We start from the raw sequence: 16,633 nt of genomic DNA, 5'->3' as shown, positions 1-16,633 counted from the left end.
TACTAGCTGTTAATTATTTAGAAAGGAATATGCTTAGGGAAAAATTTTAAAAACTTATCAAGATAAAGTTAACGCGGTTTCTTGTACCCTGTTTAAAAATGTTATAAAATATAGTAAAAACAATTTATTATTTAAATCTAACTAAAACAAAAATACTGTTTACAACTTGTGTTTATAGAAAGCTTTATAAGCCGGCAGTCTTTGAAATAAGGACAATTTAATAGCGGTTATATATACAGTAAGGTGCGAATGTCTCTCTTTAATATCGACAATCGTTAATAAATGTTGTTGTCCGCTTACTTTTATTGATTCTAAACGAAGCAGATTTATCATCACATATAGTCTGTAATAGCTTAGGATGTATAAAAGTATGCCTTTGAATTGTAAGCTCATAAAAAAGTAAACGTGGAAAAATTTTTAATTTAATATAGCTTTTCGTAAGTTGTACTTTATTATTGTCTTAAAGAGCTGTTTTTTCTCTAATTTCAGTTGTTTGTTGCTGAATTTTTAAGCTTCTACGTTGACAATTGGATATTTTTCAGTCGATATGCATGCACGAATATTTTATGCAATCTAGATAAAGGTGTAAGAATAATGGCAGAGCGATCACAACACCTGCAAGATGTGTTTTTAAATACGGTGCGTAAGCAAAAAATTTCCCTTACAATTTTTCTTGTCAATGGCGTTAAACTCACGGGTATTGTAACTTCATTTGATAATTTTTGTGTTCTTTTGCGCCGAGATGGACACGCGCAATTGGTTTATAAGCATGCTATTTCTACGATTATGCCTGGACAGCCTGTACAGATGTTTGAGGGTGAAAGTCCTGAGTAAACATATCATTTTAAGATAGACCTCTTATCCCATTTAAAAGTACTTAGATTGCTATGATAAATGAAAATGAGAGATTAGGAGGGGTATTTTCGCAGAATACAGGACAGGTGCGCGCACTTGTTTTGATACCGATTTTTCAAGAAAATAGAAGTGAAAGCTCTTTGAGAGAGTGTTCTATATCTTCTCGTGTTAAAGAATCATTGGGGTTAGCACGTGCTATAAGGTTAGAAGTTGTTAATTATGAAACGATTAATATTGCAACGCCTCGCTCTGCGACTCTCTTTGGAAAAGGTAAAGTAGATGCGTTAACCTGTTATATAGATGAATATTCTATTGAGCTTGCGATTGTAGATCACTTTTTAACGCCAGTACAGCAGCGTAATTTAGAAAAATTGTGGAATTGCAAAGTTATCGATAGAACGGCTTTGATTCTTGAAATTTTTGGGGACCGTGCACGAACAAAAGAAGGAGTTTTGCAAGTAGAGTTAGCGCACTTGTCCTATCAAAAAGGGAGGCTTGTGCGGAGTTGGACGCACTTGGAAAGGCAACGGGGGGGGCGTGGCTTCCTAGGTGGACCTGGTGAGACGCAAATTGAAGCAGATAGGCGTCTTTTACAAGAAAAAATTATTCGTATTCGCCGCGAATTGCAAACGGTTATTAAAACACGTGCACTTCATAGAGCAAAAAGGAAAAAAACATCTTATCCTGTTGTGGCACTGGTAGGATATACGAATACAGGAAAGTCAACTCTCTTTAACCGTTTAAGCGGTGCAGATGTTTTAGCAAAGAATATGTTATTTGCAACGCTTGACCCGACTTTGCGCAAAGTTGTGCTTCCCCATGGAAAAACTGTTCTTTTGTCTGATACTGTAGGGTTTATTTCTAACTTGCCAACGAATTTGATTGCAGCTTTTAGAGCAACCCTTGAAGAAGTGGTTGAAGCGGATCTCATTCTTCATATAAGAGATATGTCAGATCTTGATCATCGAGCACATGCCCAAGATGTTTTAGAAGTGCTTTCAAGTCTTGATATCGATATTGATGATATGGAGCATATCATAGAAGTTTGGAATAAGATTGATATGTTAGATGAGCAAGCATTGAATGTTTTACAAACAAGCGCAAAGACGCGATTAAATCCTGCTCTCATGGTATCAGCACTTAAGGGGGATGGACTCGATCAATTATTAAGAGCCATTGAAAAGCGAATTTTTGGAGAGGTGCAAAGCATTGAATATCTTTTACAACCTCATGAAATGTCGCTTATTGATTGGTTTTATGAAAACTCTGCGGAAATAGTGCAAGAAGGGCATGATGATGGGTCTATTACCATTAGAGCGGTTGTTACTTCTGAAGCAAAAAAACAACTAGAGAGCCTCAAAAAAAATATGAATTAAGTTCTTTAAAGCTATTTTTGAACATTTGTTCTTAAATTTTATATTTTTATTATCTCAAAATAATATGACAGCAAGTTAAGAGGATAGTTACTACTTTCTCTTAATAAAACAATATGAAGAAGTATTTTGCTGGTTAAAATAAAGATGAGTCTTACATGTAATAAAAGACTATTCGTACGTACCGTATGGCGAAGCATTTTGATTGTTTTGCTATTACAAATGCTATGTGTATCTTTGATTTGGTTGTATTATTTTGTCCAGCCTCGTGGTTACCAAGCAACTTTAACATTTTCATTATCTGATTCTGTAGGAAAGCCATTACCAATTAAAAAGAAAGACAATGTTATCGCCTTTTTGTTTTCACAGCCTATGTTCTTCAATGATTCGAATTTTTCTTTAAGTGCTTCTTATAAGAAAAAAAATCATGAAAATATCCGTTTATCGCGTCATGGTGATTTTATCGATCTTACTTTTGAAGCCGAGACACTTGAAGCAGCTCAACGTGGGTTGGAAACTTGGTTTTCCGCATTTTCACAAGCAATCATAAAACAGAAACAATTCTTGTTAAATGATAAATTAGAAGACAAACAATATGATAATATTGCAATCCTTAATATCGTGCAGGAATTTCGTAAATCTATTGATTCTTTTATTCAGCGTGGTGTAAAACAAACAGAGCTTCATGATCTTTCGATGCAATTAACGCAAGCAACTTTAAAGCGTATTCATTTAACAAGTTTGAATTCAACGATTAACATGATGCGTGAAAATGGGCAGTCTTTACTGTCTTTATCGTTTATTGCAGGCAATTCAGCAATTGCTGCTCTGGAATCTAAACGTGATCTCTTGGAAACACAAAGAGCACATATGGCTGTGCAATTAGGGTGGACACATCCTCAAATTAAAGCGATGACTGCAGAATTAGAGACAGTTTCTCATCAATTAAAAAATAAAATTTTACAAATCGTTTATCAAGTTCATTCAGATGAGGTTATTGCAACGGAATTAGAAAAACAGCTCAAAAAAAGAATGAACTTTTTTGTAAAAGATCAATCCCAATCTTTGAATGAAATATTTAACGAGTTTGAAAATAAAATAAAAGTAGCAGTCGATGCCCAAAATGAAGCGATGAGCAAGTCTGCTCAACGAAGAGAAAAAATTATTGATTCATATCGGAGATTGAGTGATGATCCTCTTCTCTTACAAAATACAAATATCCACGTGGTCACGCCAACAACGTTAGCACCAATTTCTTTTATGGCTCTTTATGGAAAAAATATTCTTGTGAGTGCATTGGTCAGTTTCCTTACTCTTTTGCTAGGAATATTGTTATTCTATCCGTGCTTTAAAAGGAAAAAAGACCAAATCTCAGAAGAGGATTTGAGATCAAAAGAAAATGATCTTAAGAAGAATGAGAGTATTTTAGTCTCTCAAGAAATGAAAAATTTTGAAGCTTTTATTACGATAGAGGGATTATCTGATGTTTTGAAATGGCGTGCTTCAACCATTATTTCAATCATTGGACCAGAAGCTGCACGGACAGCGGCAAAGCTTTCACTTCATCTCACAAAAGAGAACAAAACAATTTTGTTGGTCGATATTTCTGGTCAACAAATAGAGAAAGTCATAGGCCCACATCGCGGACTGAGTGATATTTTAACGGGCAATGCCAAGTTGCATGATGTTATTTACCGTGATTATGATACGGGGGTTGATATTCTTCCTCAGGGGTTAACAAGTGCTATTTCAGCACAAGATTTTTCAAATGATATTTTTCATATATTACAAGAATTTAAAAAAGAATATGATTTTATCATCCTAGAGATGGCAAGCGAACCCAAATATGGGTTTGAGCAATTTGCAGAGCTAACAGACTATTATATTTGTAATACTGTTCTTAATAAACAAGAATGGATGATGCGTATGGTAGACAGCTTTCCAAAGACTGTTTATCGCGTTGTAGCATCATAAGCTTCGTAAAAAAGAAATATGTATCGCATGTTATAGTGGTACGCTTGTTTTTTGCTAAAGTTGTAGTACATACTAAAATAGACAAAGAGTTAATGTTTAAATTTTAAAATGCATTTTAGTTGGAGAGAAGCGTGGGGCAATCAGAGATGGCAGTAAAGAGATTAAACAATAGCATTTTAACGCCTGTGCAAAAGGAAAATAGAAAACATATACAGGTGTGGCTTTACTCTATTTTATTGCTTTGTTTGGCAATTGTCTTAGTAGGTGGCGCTACTCGTTTGACGGGATCAGGATTATCTATAACGGAATGGAAGCCAATACACGGCGTTATTCCACCGATTGGTGAGGATCAATGGCAAGAGGAATTTTTAAAATATCAACAAATAGCACAATATAAGCTGCTTAATCCTGATATGACCTTAAGTGCTTTTAAGGTCATTTTTTGGTGGGAATGGGCGCATCGTGTTCTTGGGCGTCTTGTTGGTCTTGTCGCTTTATTGGGGCTCATTTGGTTTTGGGCGACTAAGCGTGTTGAAAAAAATATCTTACTCCCGCTTATTGTTGTACCTATTCTTATCGCCTTTCAAGGCTTTATTGGTTGGTGGATGGTTGCTTCAGGGATTGGGCAAAGTAATTTAACAAGTGTGAGCCAATATCGTTTGGCATTTCATCTTATAACGGCATGTTTTGTTATTGTTTTTGTTACTTATTTATCTCGAGGGCTTGCAGAATATTCAGAAAAACCAGCAAATAAAAAGGTGCAATATTTTGCGGCATGGCTTGTTATTCTCGTCTTGATAGAGATTTATTTCGGAGCTTTGGTTGCAGGGCTTCATGCTGGAAAAGTCTATAATACATGGCCCCTTATGGATGGGCAGATTATTCCTGATGGATTGTTGCAGCATCGTCCTGTTTGGCTCAATTTATTCGAAAATTCCTTAATGGTTCAATTTATTCATCGGTTTTTTGCTTATTTTTTATTGATTGCCTCGGCTATTCATGCTTTCTATGTACAAAAAAATGCTCCACATTCAACTCATTCTCGTCGTGCATTTCTTATCTGTGTTATGATTATTATCCAAGCAGTCTTGGGTATCTTAACACTGTTACATGAGGTTCCGATAAGTTTGGGGCTCATTCATCAAAGTATGGCATTAGTCGTGTTGTGTTTTGTTGTTGCACATTGGCGAGCAACAAAAGGGGCTTATCGCGTTGTTGAATAAAAGTTTGTGGGTAGGGAGGTTTAGTCGCTTGAAAGCATTAAATCGAGGTTTTGGATAGCTGCAGCTGATGCGCCTTTTCCTAAATTATCGAATATGGCGCTGAGATTAAAAATACCTTCACGATCATTTCCAAATACGAACAGTTTCATACCATCTTTATTGGCTAAACACTCTGGATTAAGTCTTTGAAGTGAAGCAGTTTCTTCTTGTGATGCAACTAAAATGGTATTTTGTCCATCGTAATGGTTTGCGAGAATTTCGCGCAAATCAGAACAGTTTGCTGATTTTGTGAATAAATGGCGATGCAGAGGAAGATTCACAATCATTCCTTGGGGAAAACGACCCACACTTGGTATAAAAACTGGGGGTTGATTGATTTGTCCATAGATTTTAATTTCTGGCACATGTTTGTGTTCAAGATTAAGACCATAGATAAAATAATTGTCCTGAATATTTTGTTGAGATTGATTTTCCATTTGTAAAATCAACTGTTTTCCACCACCGGTATAGCCGGAGATTGCATTAATCGAGATGGGATAATCGGCGTCTAGCAGTCCTGCTTCACGGAGTGGGCGAATCAAACTAATGGCACCGGTAGGATAGCATCCGGGATTGGTTATATAATATGCTGCTTGGATGCGCTTTCTTTGTCCTGCTGTCATTTCAGGAAAACCGTAAACCCAGTCTGGTGCAACACGGTGGGCTGTCGAGCTATCAATAATCCTAATGTTTTTATTTTTTTGAAGCCAATGAACCGTTTCGCGTGCAGCATCATCTGGAAGACACAAAATAGCAATATCGGCTTGATTAAGATAGTCTTGTCGCAGATGAACATTATGGCGATCTTTATGAGCAAGAGAGAGTAGTTTTAAATCTGTACGCCTTTCTAAGCGTTTTTGTATTTGTAGTCCGGTTGTGCCATGTTCACCATCAATAAAAACTTTGGTTAGCATTTTTATTTGCCTTCGTATTAACTTTGCCTATTATATTCAGCTTTTCACATTATAAATTATTTTTAATCATTAAATTATTGAATTTCTTTAGATTATAGATATTTTTTGTAAAAGGTGTAAACAAATAAGAGTGTAAAAAAAGAAATGTAATCTCATTTTTTACTATTCTCGAGAGGAAAGTTTTTCGCTGTTTTTATAACAAAGAATAAGATAAATATTTGCCTCATTATTTTTGAGTGTAAGTAGTTTAAAATGTTTGGTTTGCATGGTTTGCTGTGTTATCGTTCTTTGACTTTATTTTTTTATGTTAGGAATGTGTTTTATGACTCAGCAAGAAAATGACGCACAAAAGCGCTTTTTTAATGATAATTTACAAACTGTTGATGGTGCAATTTTTGACGCAATTAGAGGGGAGTTTGAGCGTCAACAACATGAAATTGAGCTGATTGCTTCAGAGAATATTGTTTCAAGAGCGGTCCTTGAAGCGCAAGGGTCTGTTTTAACCAATAAGTATGCAGAAGGTTATCCAAGAAAGCGCTACTATGGTGGGTGTCAATTTGTTGATGTCGTTGAAGATTTAGCTATTGAAAGGGCAAAACAGCTTTTCGGTGCTGCGTTTGCGAATGTACAGCCTAATTCTGGTAGCCAAATGAATCAAGCTGTCTTTTTAGCTTTACTTCAGCCTGGTGACACATTTATGGGGTTGGATTTAAATGCTGGAGGTCACCTTACGCATGGTTCACCTGTTAATATGTCAGGAAAATGGTTTGATGTTGTTTCCTATGGTGTGCGTCAAGAAGATCAGATTATTGATATGGATGAGGTTGAGCAGCTTGCAAAAGAACGTAAGCCAAAACTTATTATAGCAGGGGGCTCATCTTATCCACGGCTATGGGATTGGAAACGATTCCGTGAAATTGCAGATGAAATCGGTGCTCATTTACTTGTTGATATGTCTCATATTGCTGGTCTTGTTGCTGGTGGCGTGCATCCTTCACCTGTTCCACATGCGCATATTGTAACAACAACAACACATAAGTCGCTTCGAGGTCCTCGTGGTGGTTTAATATTGACAAATGATGAGGCTTTATCCAGAAAAATTAATTCTGCAATTTTTCCTGGTCTTCAGGGTGGTCCTTTAATGCATGTGATTGCCGCAAAGGCTGTTGCGTTTGAGGAGGCTTTGCGTCCCTCTTTCAAGAGTTACAGTGCCAATGTTGTCGCTAATGCGAAAACTTTAGCAAAAACATTACAGGGTAATGGTTTTAATATTGTTTCTGGTGGTACAGATAATCATTTGTTGTTGGTTGATTTACGTTCCAAAAATCTAACAGGTAAATGTGCTGAATTGGCTTTGGGACGCGCTCATATTACCTGCAATAAAAATGGCATTCCTTTTGATTCTGAAACGCCATCTATAACATCGGGAATTCGTTTGGGATCACCTGCTGCCACGACGCGTGGTTTTTTAGAAAAAGAGTTTATTCAAGTTGGTCATCTGATTTCAGAAGTTCTTGATGGTCTTCGGAGTGCAAAAAGTGATGAAGATAATCATGCCGTTGAAATGGCTGTTGAGAAAAAGGTAAAAGATATAACGAATCAATTTCCTCTTTACTCTTATCTTACCACTCGTTAAGGATACAAAGGATGCGCTGTCCTTACTGCCAATATGAGGATACACAGGTCAAAGACTCTCGTCCAGCAGAAGAGGGGGCAGTGATTCGCCGCCGCCGTGTGTGTTCCGTTTGTGGTGGTCGTTTTACAACTTTTGAACGTGTTCAGTTGCGTGAGCTCTTGGTTGCTAAAAAAAGTGGACGATGTGAACCCTTCGATCGTGATAAGTTAATGCGATCAGTTGATGTGGCTGTACGTAAGCGCAATATTGATCCCGATCATATTGAACGAGCAATTTCTGGCATTGTACGCCAGCTTGAAAGTTTGGGAGAACCAGAGATTTCTTCAGAAAAAATTGGGCATCTTGTGATGGAAGCATTGAAAAGAATTGATGATATTGCTTATATTCGTTTTGCTTCTGTGTATCGAGATTTTCGTAATGCAAGCGATTTTCACGATGTTATAGATGAATTGTCAAAGGGTATCGCGGATACAGAATCTCGTTTTGATGAATAAAAAAGTGCAAGATGAACGGTTTATGGCTGCAGCTATTCGTTTAGCAGAACGTCATGTCGGTCTTACAGGTGAGAATCCTTCCGTTGGTACGTTAATTGTGCGAAACGATAATGGTGCTGTGGGGGCTTTTATTGTTGGCTATGGCGTAACAGCTATTCATGGGAGTCCTCATGCGGAAGTGCAAGCTTTACACATGGCAGGTTCTTTGGCTCAAGGAGCGACTGCTTATGTTACTTTAGAACCTTGTGCGCATTATGGAAAAACTTCGCCGTGTGTGAATGCGCTTATTGATTCAGGTGTTTCTCGAGTTGTTATTGCGCTGACTGATTGTGACAAGCGTGTTGATGGTCATGGTATTGCTCTTTTGCGAGCGGCGGGTATTGAAGTGGTTGAGGGCATTTTAGCTGAAGAGGCTTTTGAATCCTTATGGACGCATTGGTGCATAAGGAAGATACAACGCTGTGCGGTCACTTTTAAAATGGCAATTTCTGCCGATAATGGTGTTGGAAAAAGAGAGAAGGGCAGCGTAAAAATTAGTGGAACACTTTCTCATGCCCATACGCATATTCTACGTGCTCAAAATAATGCTATCCTCGTTGGTATTGGTACTATATTAGCAGATGATCCACAACTCAATTGCCGCTTGCCAGGGATGGAGATGCGCTCACCAATTCGTATTATTTTGGATGCAGATTTATCTATCCCCCTTGATGCAAAAGTTGTCCAAACAGCCATAAAAATTCCTACATGGGTTATTTGTGATGTGGATATTTCAAAGAAAAGCAAAAAAAATGCATTGGAGCAATATGGTGTGTCTGTTTATTCGGTCGAGATGAACAATGGTTGTGTAGAACCCTTTGCTCTTTTACAGATGCTTTATAAACATGGGATTAATAGTGTTTTATTGGAAGGGGGTGTCAAGACAGGGGAAAAATTTTTGAATGCTGGTTGTGTTGATCATTTGATATGTTTTCATACCCCCATTGTTTTAGGCAAAAATCGTATTGAAGCCCCTCATTTTGGAAATTATCTCTCGCAGTTTCATGAGATTGAGACAAGAATGTTTGGAAATGACCGTTTTTATAAGTGGAGACGTAAGACATTATGTTCACAGGAATTATAACGGATATTGGTTGTGTTGAAGATGTTCAACCTTTAAAGCAGGGGATGCGTTTAAAGATTTCTACCCGCTATGCTATAGAAAGCTTAGCAATTGGGGCGTCAATTGCTTGTTCAGGAATTTGTCTGACAATTGTAGAGCGAGGATTAAAGCAAGAAGATTCCAATTGGTTTGTTGTCGAGGCGTGGGAAGAAACATTACGTTTAACGAATCTTGCACAATGGATAAAAGGAACTTTTGTTAATTTGGAACGTTCGCTTCGATTGGGTGATGAAATGGGAGGACATTTAGTTTCTGGTCATATTGATGGTTTGGCTGAAATCATTGATCAAAAAAATGAAGGGGATGCAATTCGCTTTTATTTAAAAGTTTCAAGACAATTTATGCCTTTCATTGTTAATAAGGGATCTATTGCACTTAATGGGACATCTTTGACTGTTAATGGTGTTGAGGATTGTGTTTTTGATGTTCTTATTATTCGCCATACACTTGAAATGACAACGTGGGGACAAGCTAAAATTGGAGATCGGGTCAATTTGGAAATTGATCAACTTGCTCGTTATGCTGCAAAACTTTTTGCTTTAAAAAGAGAAGATGAATAAACCAACACTCTATTGATCGTTTTCAGAATTTTATACTTTATAACTTTGATTTTTTTGATTCGTTTTTTGTGGAATTCCATTATGATGAAAGAGATAGGTAAAAAGCCTCACGTATTGATTGTTGAGGCACGTTTTTATGAGGGGATTTCTGATGCACTTTTGAGAGGTGCAGTGAATACTTTGCAAAAAGCTGAAGCAAGTTATGATGTTGTAACGGTTCCTGGAGCATTAGAAATACCAAGTGCAATAGCTTTTGCTGAACAAAACAAGATATCGTATGATGGTTATGTTGCTCTTGGTTGTGTTATTCGGGGTGAAACATATCACTTTGAAATTGTTGCTAATGATTCTTGTCGTGCATTGATGGATTTAACTGTTCATCAGCACTTGGCTATTGGAAATGGTATTTTGACTGTTGAAAACGAAGAACAAGCATGGGTGCGTGCAAAACTAGATGATAAAAATAAAGGTGGTTTTGCGGCTGAAGCTGCTTTATGTATGATCGCTCTAAAAAAGAGATTTGGAGATAATCGTTAAATATGGCTGATATAAAAAGCAGACATTTTCCGCGTTCAGCCAATAAACGTGGAGCAGCAAGACTCGCTGCAGTTCAAGCACTCTATCAAATGGATATCGTGGGTTCGGGGGTGATGGAAACGGCAGCTGAGTATGAGGCTTATCGTTTGGGAAAAGATATTGATGGAGATCAATATCTTGAAGCTGATTTTCAATGGTTTTTGGCTATTATAACGGGTGTTGTAAAAGATCAAAAGCAGCTTGATCCGCTGCTTCATCAACAGCTTTCTGCAGAGTGGTCTCTTTCACGTCTTGATTCTATATTGCGAGCAATTTTACGAGCAGGTTTATGGGAGTTGATCAACCGTAAAGATGTTCCCGTTGCGGTTGTCATGAATGAGTATGTTGACATAGCAAAGGCGTTTTTTGAAGGTGATGAGCCAAAACTTGTTAATGCAGTTCTTGACAGTATGGCAAAAAAAGTTCGCCTCTAAGAGTTACAAATCCCCCTATTATAGATCTGATATTATCAGACCTATAATATTGAAACGGTATGCAGACTATATAATTTAGTTATGGGGTGGCAAATTCGCAGGGCCTTTTATAATTTGAATTAAGAAAGGATGTTCTTTCGTTACAGTTGGCGTTGTTTGTGTAATAAAATCAAATACTTGACCGTCTTGTAATCCGTAATTTGCAACTTTTGCAACCTGATTATTTTTATTGAAGTAAATGGCTAAAACTTTGCGATCAATAATCTTTGTTTTCATAAACTGCATCCCACGATAACGTGTCTGTGAGATGTAATAAAAAACTTCATTATCATATTTTGTTTTTAATGAAGGGGTCCCTAAAGTTAAAAGAACTTGCTCTTGACTTGAGCCAATAGAGATAGAACTTAGAGCATTTTTATCAAGAACATAGCCCTCTCTATAAATTTGGCTCGAACCTGAAGAATCAAGAAGGCTACACCCAGCAAGCATTCCTATGCTTGCTATTGATAGACCAATCAATAATTTACGTTTGATTAAGGCTATTATGTGAGGCATTTGAAACAATGGTATCTCCTTTTTATACTGAGATGTAGGACAAGAAGGCAACCTCAAGTTTTTTCTAATTTTAACTTAATCTACCGTAGCTTACACTGAGTTTCCCTGTTATAAAGCAAATTATGCCATATAGAATTTCTTTAGAAAAGAAAAAAATGCATAAATACTTGAGATAAATAAAAACATAGTGCTTTACGCGTTTTTATGTTTGGGAGTTGTCAATGAATGTTCAAAATGTTCCTCAAATGACATTTGCTTTGGCTTATCCAATATCTGTACGTTCTCTACCTGCTAAAGGTATAAGGGTTCATTTTTGTGCAAACAAAAAAGAATGTACACATTTAGCCCAGAACCATGATTTAATTGAAGTAAAATCTTGTGAGGGAAAATTCCATATTTTCCCGTGGAAAAAACGCGGAGTGCGTATAAAAGGTCTGTTGCAAGCGCGTATACTACAGTTATGTGTTGTTACATTGGAACCATTAGAAAATATCCTTTGTGAAAATATTGAGGTTGTTTTTGTTCCTGAAGATTCAAATTTGATGAAGCCCCAAATATCAGAGGATACAGGGGAATTGTTTTTAGATGTGGGGGGGCTTGATACTCCTGAAGTGTTTTATGATGATAAAATTGATATTGGCGCAATCATGGAAGAGTTTTTTGAGTTGTCTATTAATCATTATCCACGTAAAGAAGGGATAAAGATGAATATGGGTGAAAATTTAGAAGAAGCAGAGCGAAAATTCTCTCCATTTTCTGTTTTGAAAAATTGGAAGTGATTGTAGAAACATACAAAAAATATCTATTGTATGCTAAACGGTATTTTCTGCGGAGCGATTTTCGCAAGATGTGCTGTGTGAGTATTCAGGAGCCAAAAATCATAATATGTATTTAAAGATGTAAATGAAAAGATGTGGGATATGCAAGCGTGATTAGAATTTCTGTGGATGTCATGGGCGGTGATTACGGTCCAGAAGCAGCTATTGCAGGAGCAGCAATTGTACAAAAATATTTATCAAATATTTATTTTCTATTTTATGGAGTAGAGGAGGCTGTTCGTCCGGTTTTAAAAAAATATCCCTGTTTGGATTCTGTATCGCGCTTTTGCCCTACAGAAAGTTATACACGCATGGATGAAAAGCCAAGCCAAGCACTTCGTAATGGACGTGGTAAATCATCAATGTGGTACGCCATTGAAGCGGTAAAAAATGGTGAAGCTGATGCTTGCATTTCTGCTGGTAATACGGGTGCACTCATGGCCATGTCTTATTTTTGTTTGAAAATGCTTGCAGAGGCTGAACGTCCTGGTATTGCGGGTATCTGGCCAACACTGCGCAGTGAGAGTATTGTTTTAGATATTGGAGCAACAATTGGTGCCTCTGCTAGTCAGTTGGTTGATTTGGCGGTTATGGGAGCAGGTATGTTTCGCGCTTTATATCACACTGAAAGACCAAGTGTTGGGCTTTTAAATGTGGGGGTGGAAGAGGTTAAAGGACTTTATGAAATAAAAAAAGCAGGAATGATATTGCGTGAAGTGCAATTAGAAGGATTGGAATATAAAGGATTTGTTGAGGGCAATGACATTGGAAAAGGAACAGTCGATGTTGTTGTGACAGAGGGGTTTTCTGGTAATATTGCTTTAAAAACCGCAGAAGGAACCGCGCGACAGATAGGAGAGATTTTAAACTCTGCAATGCGCAGTTCTTTTTTAACATCTCTTGGTTATTTTTTATCACGGGGTGCTTTTCGTATACTGAAACATAAAATGGATCCTGATAGGGTGAATGGAGGAGTTCTTTTAGGTTTGAATGGTGTTGTTATAAAAAGTCATGGCAGTGCTAATGCTAATGGCTTTGCTTCTGCTATCCGCGTTGGTTATAAAATGGTTAATAATGGACTTTTACAAAAAATAACGGCTGATTTACGGCGATTTCATGAAAATAAAGCAACACTTTTTGACCAAGAAGATGAAGCGGTGATGAATGGAGAGTCCTTATGATAAGCTCTTATAATAGAAATAAAAAATTTGAAGAAAAGGTAAGAGCTGAATGATTCGGTCAATTATACGTGGTGTAGGAAGTGCTTTGCCGAAAAGAAGTTTATCAAATGATGAGATTGCAAAGTTTGTTGAAACGTCAGATTCATGGATTGTTCAGCGTACAGGAATACGCCAACGTTATATTGCCAGTGAAAATGAAACAACTGTTTCTTTAGGAGTTGAGGCTGCGCAAGCAGCACTTACAAATGCTGGTTTAACAATAAAAGACATCGATTGTATTATTTTAGCAACGTCCACCCCGAATCGTACTTTTCCTGCTTCTGCTGTTGAAATTCAGCATGCTTTGGGAATGAGCCATGGATTTGCTTTTGATATTCAAGCTGTTTGCTCTGGTTTTATTTTTGCTTTAACAACAGGAGATTCTTATTTACGGTGTGGAGGGGCTAAAAGAATTTTAGTTATTGGATCCGATACATTTTCTCGAATTTTAGATTGGGAAGATCGTACGACATGTGTTTTGTTTGGTGATGGTGCTGGTGCTGTTATTTTGGAAGCACTAGAAACTGAGGGTGATATTGCTTTTGAGCGTGGTATATTGTCTGCGAAATTGCGCTCTAATGGTGCTTATATAGATAAGCTATATGTTGATGGTGGACCTTCAACAACACAAACGACAGGCTATTTGCGTATGGAAGGACGAGAAGTTTTTAAATATGCTGTTGGTATGATAACGGATGTGGTTGATGATTGTTTTGCAGCTGCAGGTATGGATTCTTCACAACTAGATTGGTTTGTACCTCATCAGGCTAATAAGCGCATTATTGAAGCATCTGCTAAAAAGCTGGGAATTTCACTAGATAAAGTTGTGATTACCGTTGATCAACATGGTAATACGTCTGCTGCATCAGTTCCGTTGGCTTTAACAACAGCTGTTTGCGATGGAAAAATAAAAGAAGGAGATCTTATCATGTTAGAAGCCATGGGAGGTGGATTTACATGGGGAGCAATTCTTATTCGTTGGTAAATTATGGCTACTTGACCATATTTCAAGAAAACGTATAAGTCATTTTGTAATTTTTAATATTTTAATAGGTGGTTATAATGACAAGTAAGACAGTAACGCGTGCAGATTTAGCGAGCGTAGTTTGTAAAAGAGTGGGCTTGTCACATACTGAATCAGCAGCTTTAGTCGAATTGGTTTTGGATGAGATTTGCAACTCACTTGTAAGAGGTGAAGCGGTTAAATTATCTTCTTTTGCAACTTTTCAGGTTCGCAGTAAAAATGAACGTGTTGGACGCAATCCAAAAACAGGTGTTGAAGCACCGATTCCGCCGCGACGTGTTGTGACGTTTAAGGCTGCCAATGTCCTTAAACAGAGAATTTTAGATTCGCATCGTGCAAAACAGAAAAAATGATATCTCATAAATAAATGCCATGGTATGTTTGGTATTTGTTAAAGAAATGTATAAAATAAGGGTCTTTATTTTTTAGAAAAAGACTGGTGAGTAAGGTATCAATGATGGTCTTATTTTTGACTAATCTTGTTGAGAAATTGAGACAGAATGAGTCATTGTGAAGTAATTTATTTTGTTTTAAATAAGGTGTTACAAAATGGATAAAAGCTCTGATGCTTTTCGCACAATTAGCGAAGTAGCGGAGTTATTGGAGCTTCCGCAGCATGTCTTAAGATTTTGGGAAACACGTTTTAGGCAGATTAAACCAATGAAACGTGGGGGAGGAAGGCGCTATTATCGTCCGGTCGATGTTGATTTGCTCAATGGTATTAAGCAGTTACTATATGATCAGGGTTATACGATAAAAGGTGTGCAACGCCTTTTGAAAGAAAATGGTGTTGCTTTTGTGACTGCATTGGGTAATGGTGATCTTGATGCTATGAATGTGGTCATAGAGAAGAAACATGCAGGACAAACTTCTGAAAATGCTAGCAATAAGCCTAAGAAATCTTCTTTTGGGCTTTTGAGTTTCATGAGGAATGAGGGAGAAACATCTGTCGGTTCTGTGAATCTTTACAAAGATAAAACTGATAAAGCATTGTTACAAGAAATTCTGTTTGAACTCATTGAATGTAAGCGTGTTCTTGATAGAGCACGATAATAATATTTTTTTATTTTATATGTGTTTCGTAGATATTTAGATGTTTTATGGATGTGCACAGAATTTTATACGTTCAACGAGTAGTCATATATCGTATGTGTATATTTAACGAGTTTTTCATTTGGTAAAACATGAAGAAGAGAAAGAATAAACGCTGAGTTTTGCCATTTTTTTTGATTTGGCTTTATAAAAATTAAGGCAATATCTCATCAGTGTAGATTGCGGGATGTAGAATGCCATTAGCTTACCAATTCATGTGCTTGTTTTAAAGAGATGTTTCTTAAGGCTTCTTAATCTTATTTTACCATAATGCCTCGTGAATGATTAATGGTAAACTCGTTGAGTACCGTTATTTTTATACTTATGAAGGTTCAAGTCGGCATCATCATTATAATTATAGCCTGTTCTCAATGACTGCAACAATTCTTAGCACTTTAGGCGGTTCATTGTAGGCATTTTAAAAGTCCTTTCTCAATAATTTTTATCCACGCACTCATTCCGCTTGTTTCGTGCAAGCAAATGATTTTGATAGATTCAACATAAACATATTAAAAATAAGAGAAGCCTATGATATTCGAAACCTTATTTAATATGAATAACGATATATTATCATTATAAATCAATATCTTGTCCTTTTTATAAGGGCTTATCTTACGAATAAGAAATATCATTGTTCAGCTAATTTTACATATTTTTTATTAATAAATATAATCTTGTTTTCAG

The 16,633-nt window shown here is 36.8% G+C and carries 17 protein-coding genes; 15 read left to right on the top strand and 2 right to left on the bottom strand.

The features are described from left to right. Positions 1-594: 594 nt before the first annotated feature. From hfq to ACFINK_RS02640, 4 genes are all read left to right on the top strand, one after another. The gene (gene hfq, locus ACFINK_RS02655; protein ID WP_005773461.1) at positions 595-834 is read left to right on the top strand and encodes an RNA chaperone Hfq; all 240 of its coding nucleotides are present in this window, start codon (positions 595-597) and stop codon (positions 832-834) included. Between the two features lie 53 nt (positions 835-887). Beyond that, entirely contained in the window at positions 888-2,231 is a 1,344-nt protein-coding gene (gene hflX / locus ACFINK_RS02650; RefSeq protein WP_375629395.1) for a GTPase HflX, read from the top strand. Between the two features lie 144 nt (positions 2,232-2,375). After that, positions 2,376-4,202 carry a hypothetical protein gene (locus tag ACFINK_RS02645; RefSeq protein ID WP_375638201.1) on the top strand — a complete coding sequence of 609 codons (1,827 nt, stop codon included), beginning with the start codon at positions 2,376-2,378 and terminating at the stop codon, positions 4,200-4,202. A gap of 146 nt (positions 4,203-4,348) precedes the next feature. Continuing rightward, complete coding sequence (locus tag ACFINK_RS02640) at positions 4,349-5,425, top strand: COX15/CtaA family protein (RefSeq protein ID WP_375629412.1); 1,077 nt, start codon at positions 4,349-4,351, stop codon at positions 5,423-5,425. Positions 5,426-5,445: 20 nt separating this feature from the next. On the opposite strand, the gene argC is transcribed toward ACFINK_RS02640, so the two are convergent. Then, a complete protein-coding gene (gene argC / locus ACFINK_RS02635; RefSeq protein ID WP_375638200.1) occupies positions 5,446-6,378 on the bottom strand; it encodes an N-acetyl-gamma-glutamyl-phosphate reductase in 933 nt (310 codons plus the stop codon). A gap of 322 nt (positions 6,379-6,700) precedes the next feature. Here argC and glyA point away from each other — a divergent pair, with 322 nt between their 5' ends. The 6 genes from glyA (at position 6,701) to nusB (ending at position 11,240) form a co-directional block, all read left to right on the top strand. After that, the gene (gene glyA, locus ACFINK_RS02630) at positions 6,701-8,014 is read left to right on the top strand and encodes a serine hydroxymethyltransferase (protein WP_375638199.1); all 1,314 of its coding nucleotides are present in this window, start codon (positions 6,701-6,703) and stop codon (positions 8,012-8,014) included. A gap of 11 nt (positions 8,015-8,025) precedes the next feature. Next, positions 8,026-8,508: a transcriptional regulator NrdR gene (gene nrdR / locus ACFINK_RS02625; protein WP_375611570.1), complete on the top strand. Its 483-nt coding sequence runs from the start codon at positions 8,026-8,028 to the stop codon at positions 8,506-8,508. Beyond that, entirely contained in the window at positions 8,501-9,631 is a 1,131-nt protein-coding gene (gene ribD, locus ACFINK_RS02620) for a bifunctional diaminohydroxyphosphoribosylaminopyrimidine deaminase/5-amino-6-(5-phosphoribosylamino)uracil reductase RibD (protein WP_375611590.1), read from the top strand. The genes nrdR and ribD overlap by 8 nt, the downstream gene beginning before the upstream one ends. After that, entirely contained in the window at positions 9,613-10,230 is a 618-nt protein-coding gene (locus ACFINK_RS02615; RefSeq protein WP_375613061.1) for a riboflavin synthase, read from the top strand. The genes ribD and ACFINK_RS02615 overlap by 19 nt, the downstream gene beginning before the upstream one ends. A gap of 81 nt (positions 10,231-10,311) precedes the next feature. Next, positions 10,312-10,767: a 6,7-dimethyl-8-ribityllumazine synthase gene (locus ACFINK_RS02610; protein ID WP_375611572.1), complete on the top strand. Its 456-nt coding sequence runs from the start codon at positions 10,312-10,314 to the stop codon at positions 10,765-10,767. 2 nt (positions 10,768-10,769) lie between these two features. Then, positions 10,770-11,240: a transcription antitermination factor NusB gene (gene nusB, locus ACFINK_RS02605; RefSeq protein ID WP_015856452.1), complete on the top strand. Its 471-nt coding sequence runs from the start codon at positions 10,770-10,772 to the stop codon at positions 11,238-11,240. 75 nt (positions 11,241-11,315) lie between these two features. Here nusB and ACFINK_RS02600 read toward each other — a convergent pair whose 3' ends face one another. After that, the gene (locus ACFINK_RS02600; RefSeq protein ID WP_375607172.1) at positions 11,316-11,795 is read right to left on the bottom strand and encodes an outer membrane protein assembly factor BamE; all 480 of its coding nucleotides are present in this window, start codon (positions 11,793-11,795) and stop codon (positions 11,316-11,318) included. Positions 11,796-12,016: 221 nt separating this feature from the next. Here ACFINK_RS02600 and ACFINK_RS02595 point away from each other — a divergent pair, with 221 nt between their 5' ends. The 5 genes from ACFINK_RS02595 (at position 12,017) to ACFINK_RS02575 (ending at position 15,910) form a co-directional block, all read left to right on the top strand. After that, positions 12,017-12,574 carry a YceD family protein gene (locus tag ACFINK_RS02595; RefSeq protein ID WP_375613060.1) on the top strand — a complete coding sequence of 186 codons (558 nt, stop codon included), beginning with the start codon at positions 12,017-12,019 and terminating at the stop codon, positions 12,572-12,574. Between the two features lie 149 nt (positions 12,575-12,723). Continuing rightward, on the top strand, positions 12,724-13,794 hold the full coding sequence (gene plsX / locus ACFINK_RS02590) for a phosphate acyltransferase PlsX (protein WP_375613059.1): 1,071 nt from the start codon (positions 12,724-12,726) through the stop codon (positions 13,792-13,794). Positions 13,795-13,843: 49 nt separating this feature from the next. Next, a complete protein-coding gene (locus tag ACFINK_RS02585) occupies positions 13,844-14,818 on the top strand; it encodes a beta-ketoacyl-ACP synthase III (RefSeq protein WP_375629381.1) in 975 nt (324 codons plus the stop codon). Between the two features lie 77 nt (positions 14,819-14,895). Further along, entirely contained in the window at positions 14,896-15,210 is a 315-nt protein-coding gene (locus ACFINK_RS02580) for an integration host factor subunit alpha (RefSeq protein ID WP_273791377.1), read from the top strand. 196 nt (positions 15,211-15,406) lie between these two features. After that, positions 15,407-15,910 carry a MerR family transcriptional regulator gene (locus ACFINK_RS02575; RefSeq protein WP_375607116.1) on the top strand — a complete coding sequence of 168 codons (504 nt, stop codon included), beginning with the start codon at positions 15,407-15,409 and terminating at the stop codon, positions 15,908-15,910. The last annotated feature ends 723 nt before the right edge of the window (positions 15,911-16,633 follow it).

Origin of the sequence: Bartonella sp. AA16NXGY (genome assembly GCF_042197325.1) — a bacterium.
GTDB lineage: Bacteria > Pseudomonadota > Alphaproteobacteria > Rhizobiales > Rhizobiaceae > Bartonella.
Note: the sequence above shows the minus strand (reverse complement) of the source record. Positions and strands in the feature narration are given on the sequence as shown.

Bases quoted from the DNA above. Each gene is read 5' to 3' on its own strand.
- ACFINK_RS02580 (WP_273791377.1), top strand. From the start codon at position 14,896: ATGACAAGTAAGACAGTAACGCGTGCAGATTTAGCGAGCGTAGTTTGT.
- argC (WP_375638200.1), bottom strand. From the start codon at position 6,378: ATGCTAACCAAAGTTTTTATTGATGGTGAACATGGCACAACCGGACTA.
- ACFINK_RS02595 (WP_375613060.1), top strand. From the start codon at position 12,017: ATGAATGTTCAAAATGTTCCTCAAATGACATTTGCTTTGGCTTATCCA.
- glyA (WP_375638199.1), top strand. From the start codon at position 6,701: ATGACTCAGCAAGAAAATGACGCACAAAAGCGCTTTTTTAATGATAAT.
- nusB (WP_015856452.1), top strand. From the start codon at position 10,770: ATGGCTGATATAAAAAGCAGACATTTTCCGCGTTCAGCCAATAAACGT.
- ACFINK_RS02615 (WP_375613061.1), top strand. From the start codon at position 9,613: ATGTTCACAGGAATTATAACGGATATTGGTTGTGTTGAAGATGTTCAA.
- ACFINK_RS02600 (WP_375607172.1), bottom strand. From the start codon at position 11,795: ATGCCTCACATAATAGCCTTAATCAAACGTAAATTATTGATTGGTCTA.
- ACFINK_RS02585 (WP_375629381.1), top strand. From the start codon at position 13,844: ATGATTCGGTCAATTATACGTGGTGTAGGAAGTGCTTTGCCGAAAAGA.
- hflX (WP_375629395.1), top strand. From the start codon at position 888: ATGATAAATGAAAATGAGAGATTAGGAGGGGTATTTTCGCAGAATACA.
- ribD (WP_375611590.1), top strand. From the start codon at position 8,501: ATGAATAAAAAAGTGCAAGATGAACGGTTTATGGCTGCAGCTATTCGT.
- hfq (WP_005773461.1), top strand. From the start codon at position 595: ATGGCAGAGCGATCACAACACCTGCAAGATGTGTTTTTAAATACGGTG.
- nrdR (WP_375611570.1), top strand. From the start codon at position 8,026: ATGCGCTGTCCTTACTGCCAATATGAGGATACACAGGTCAAAGACTCT.
- ACFINK_RS02575 (WP_375607116.1), top strand. From the start codon at position 15,407: ATGGATAAAAGCTCTGATGCTTTTCGCACAATTAGCGAAGTAGCGGAG.
- ACFINK_RS02610 (WP_375611572.1), top strand. From the start codon at position 10,312: ATGATGAAAGAGATAGGTAAAAAGCCTCACGTATTGATTGTTGAGGCA.
- ACFINK_RS02645 (WP_375638201.1), top strand. From the start codon at position 2,376: ATGAGTCTTACATGTAATAAAAGACTATTCGTACGTACCGTATGGCGA.
- ACFINK_RS02640 (WP_375629412.1), top strand. From the start codon at position 4,349: ATGGCAGTAAAGAGATTAAACAATAGCATTTTAACGCCTGTGCAAAAG.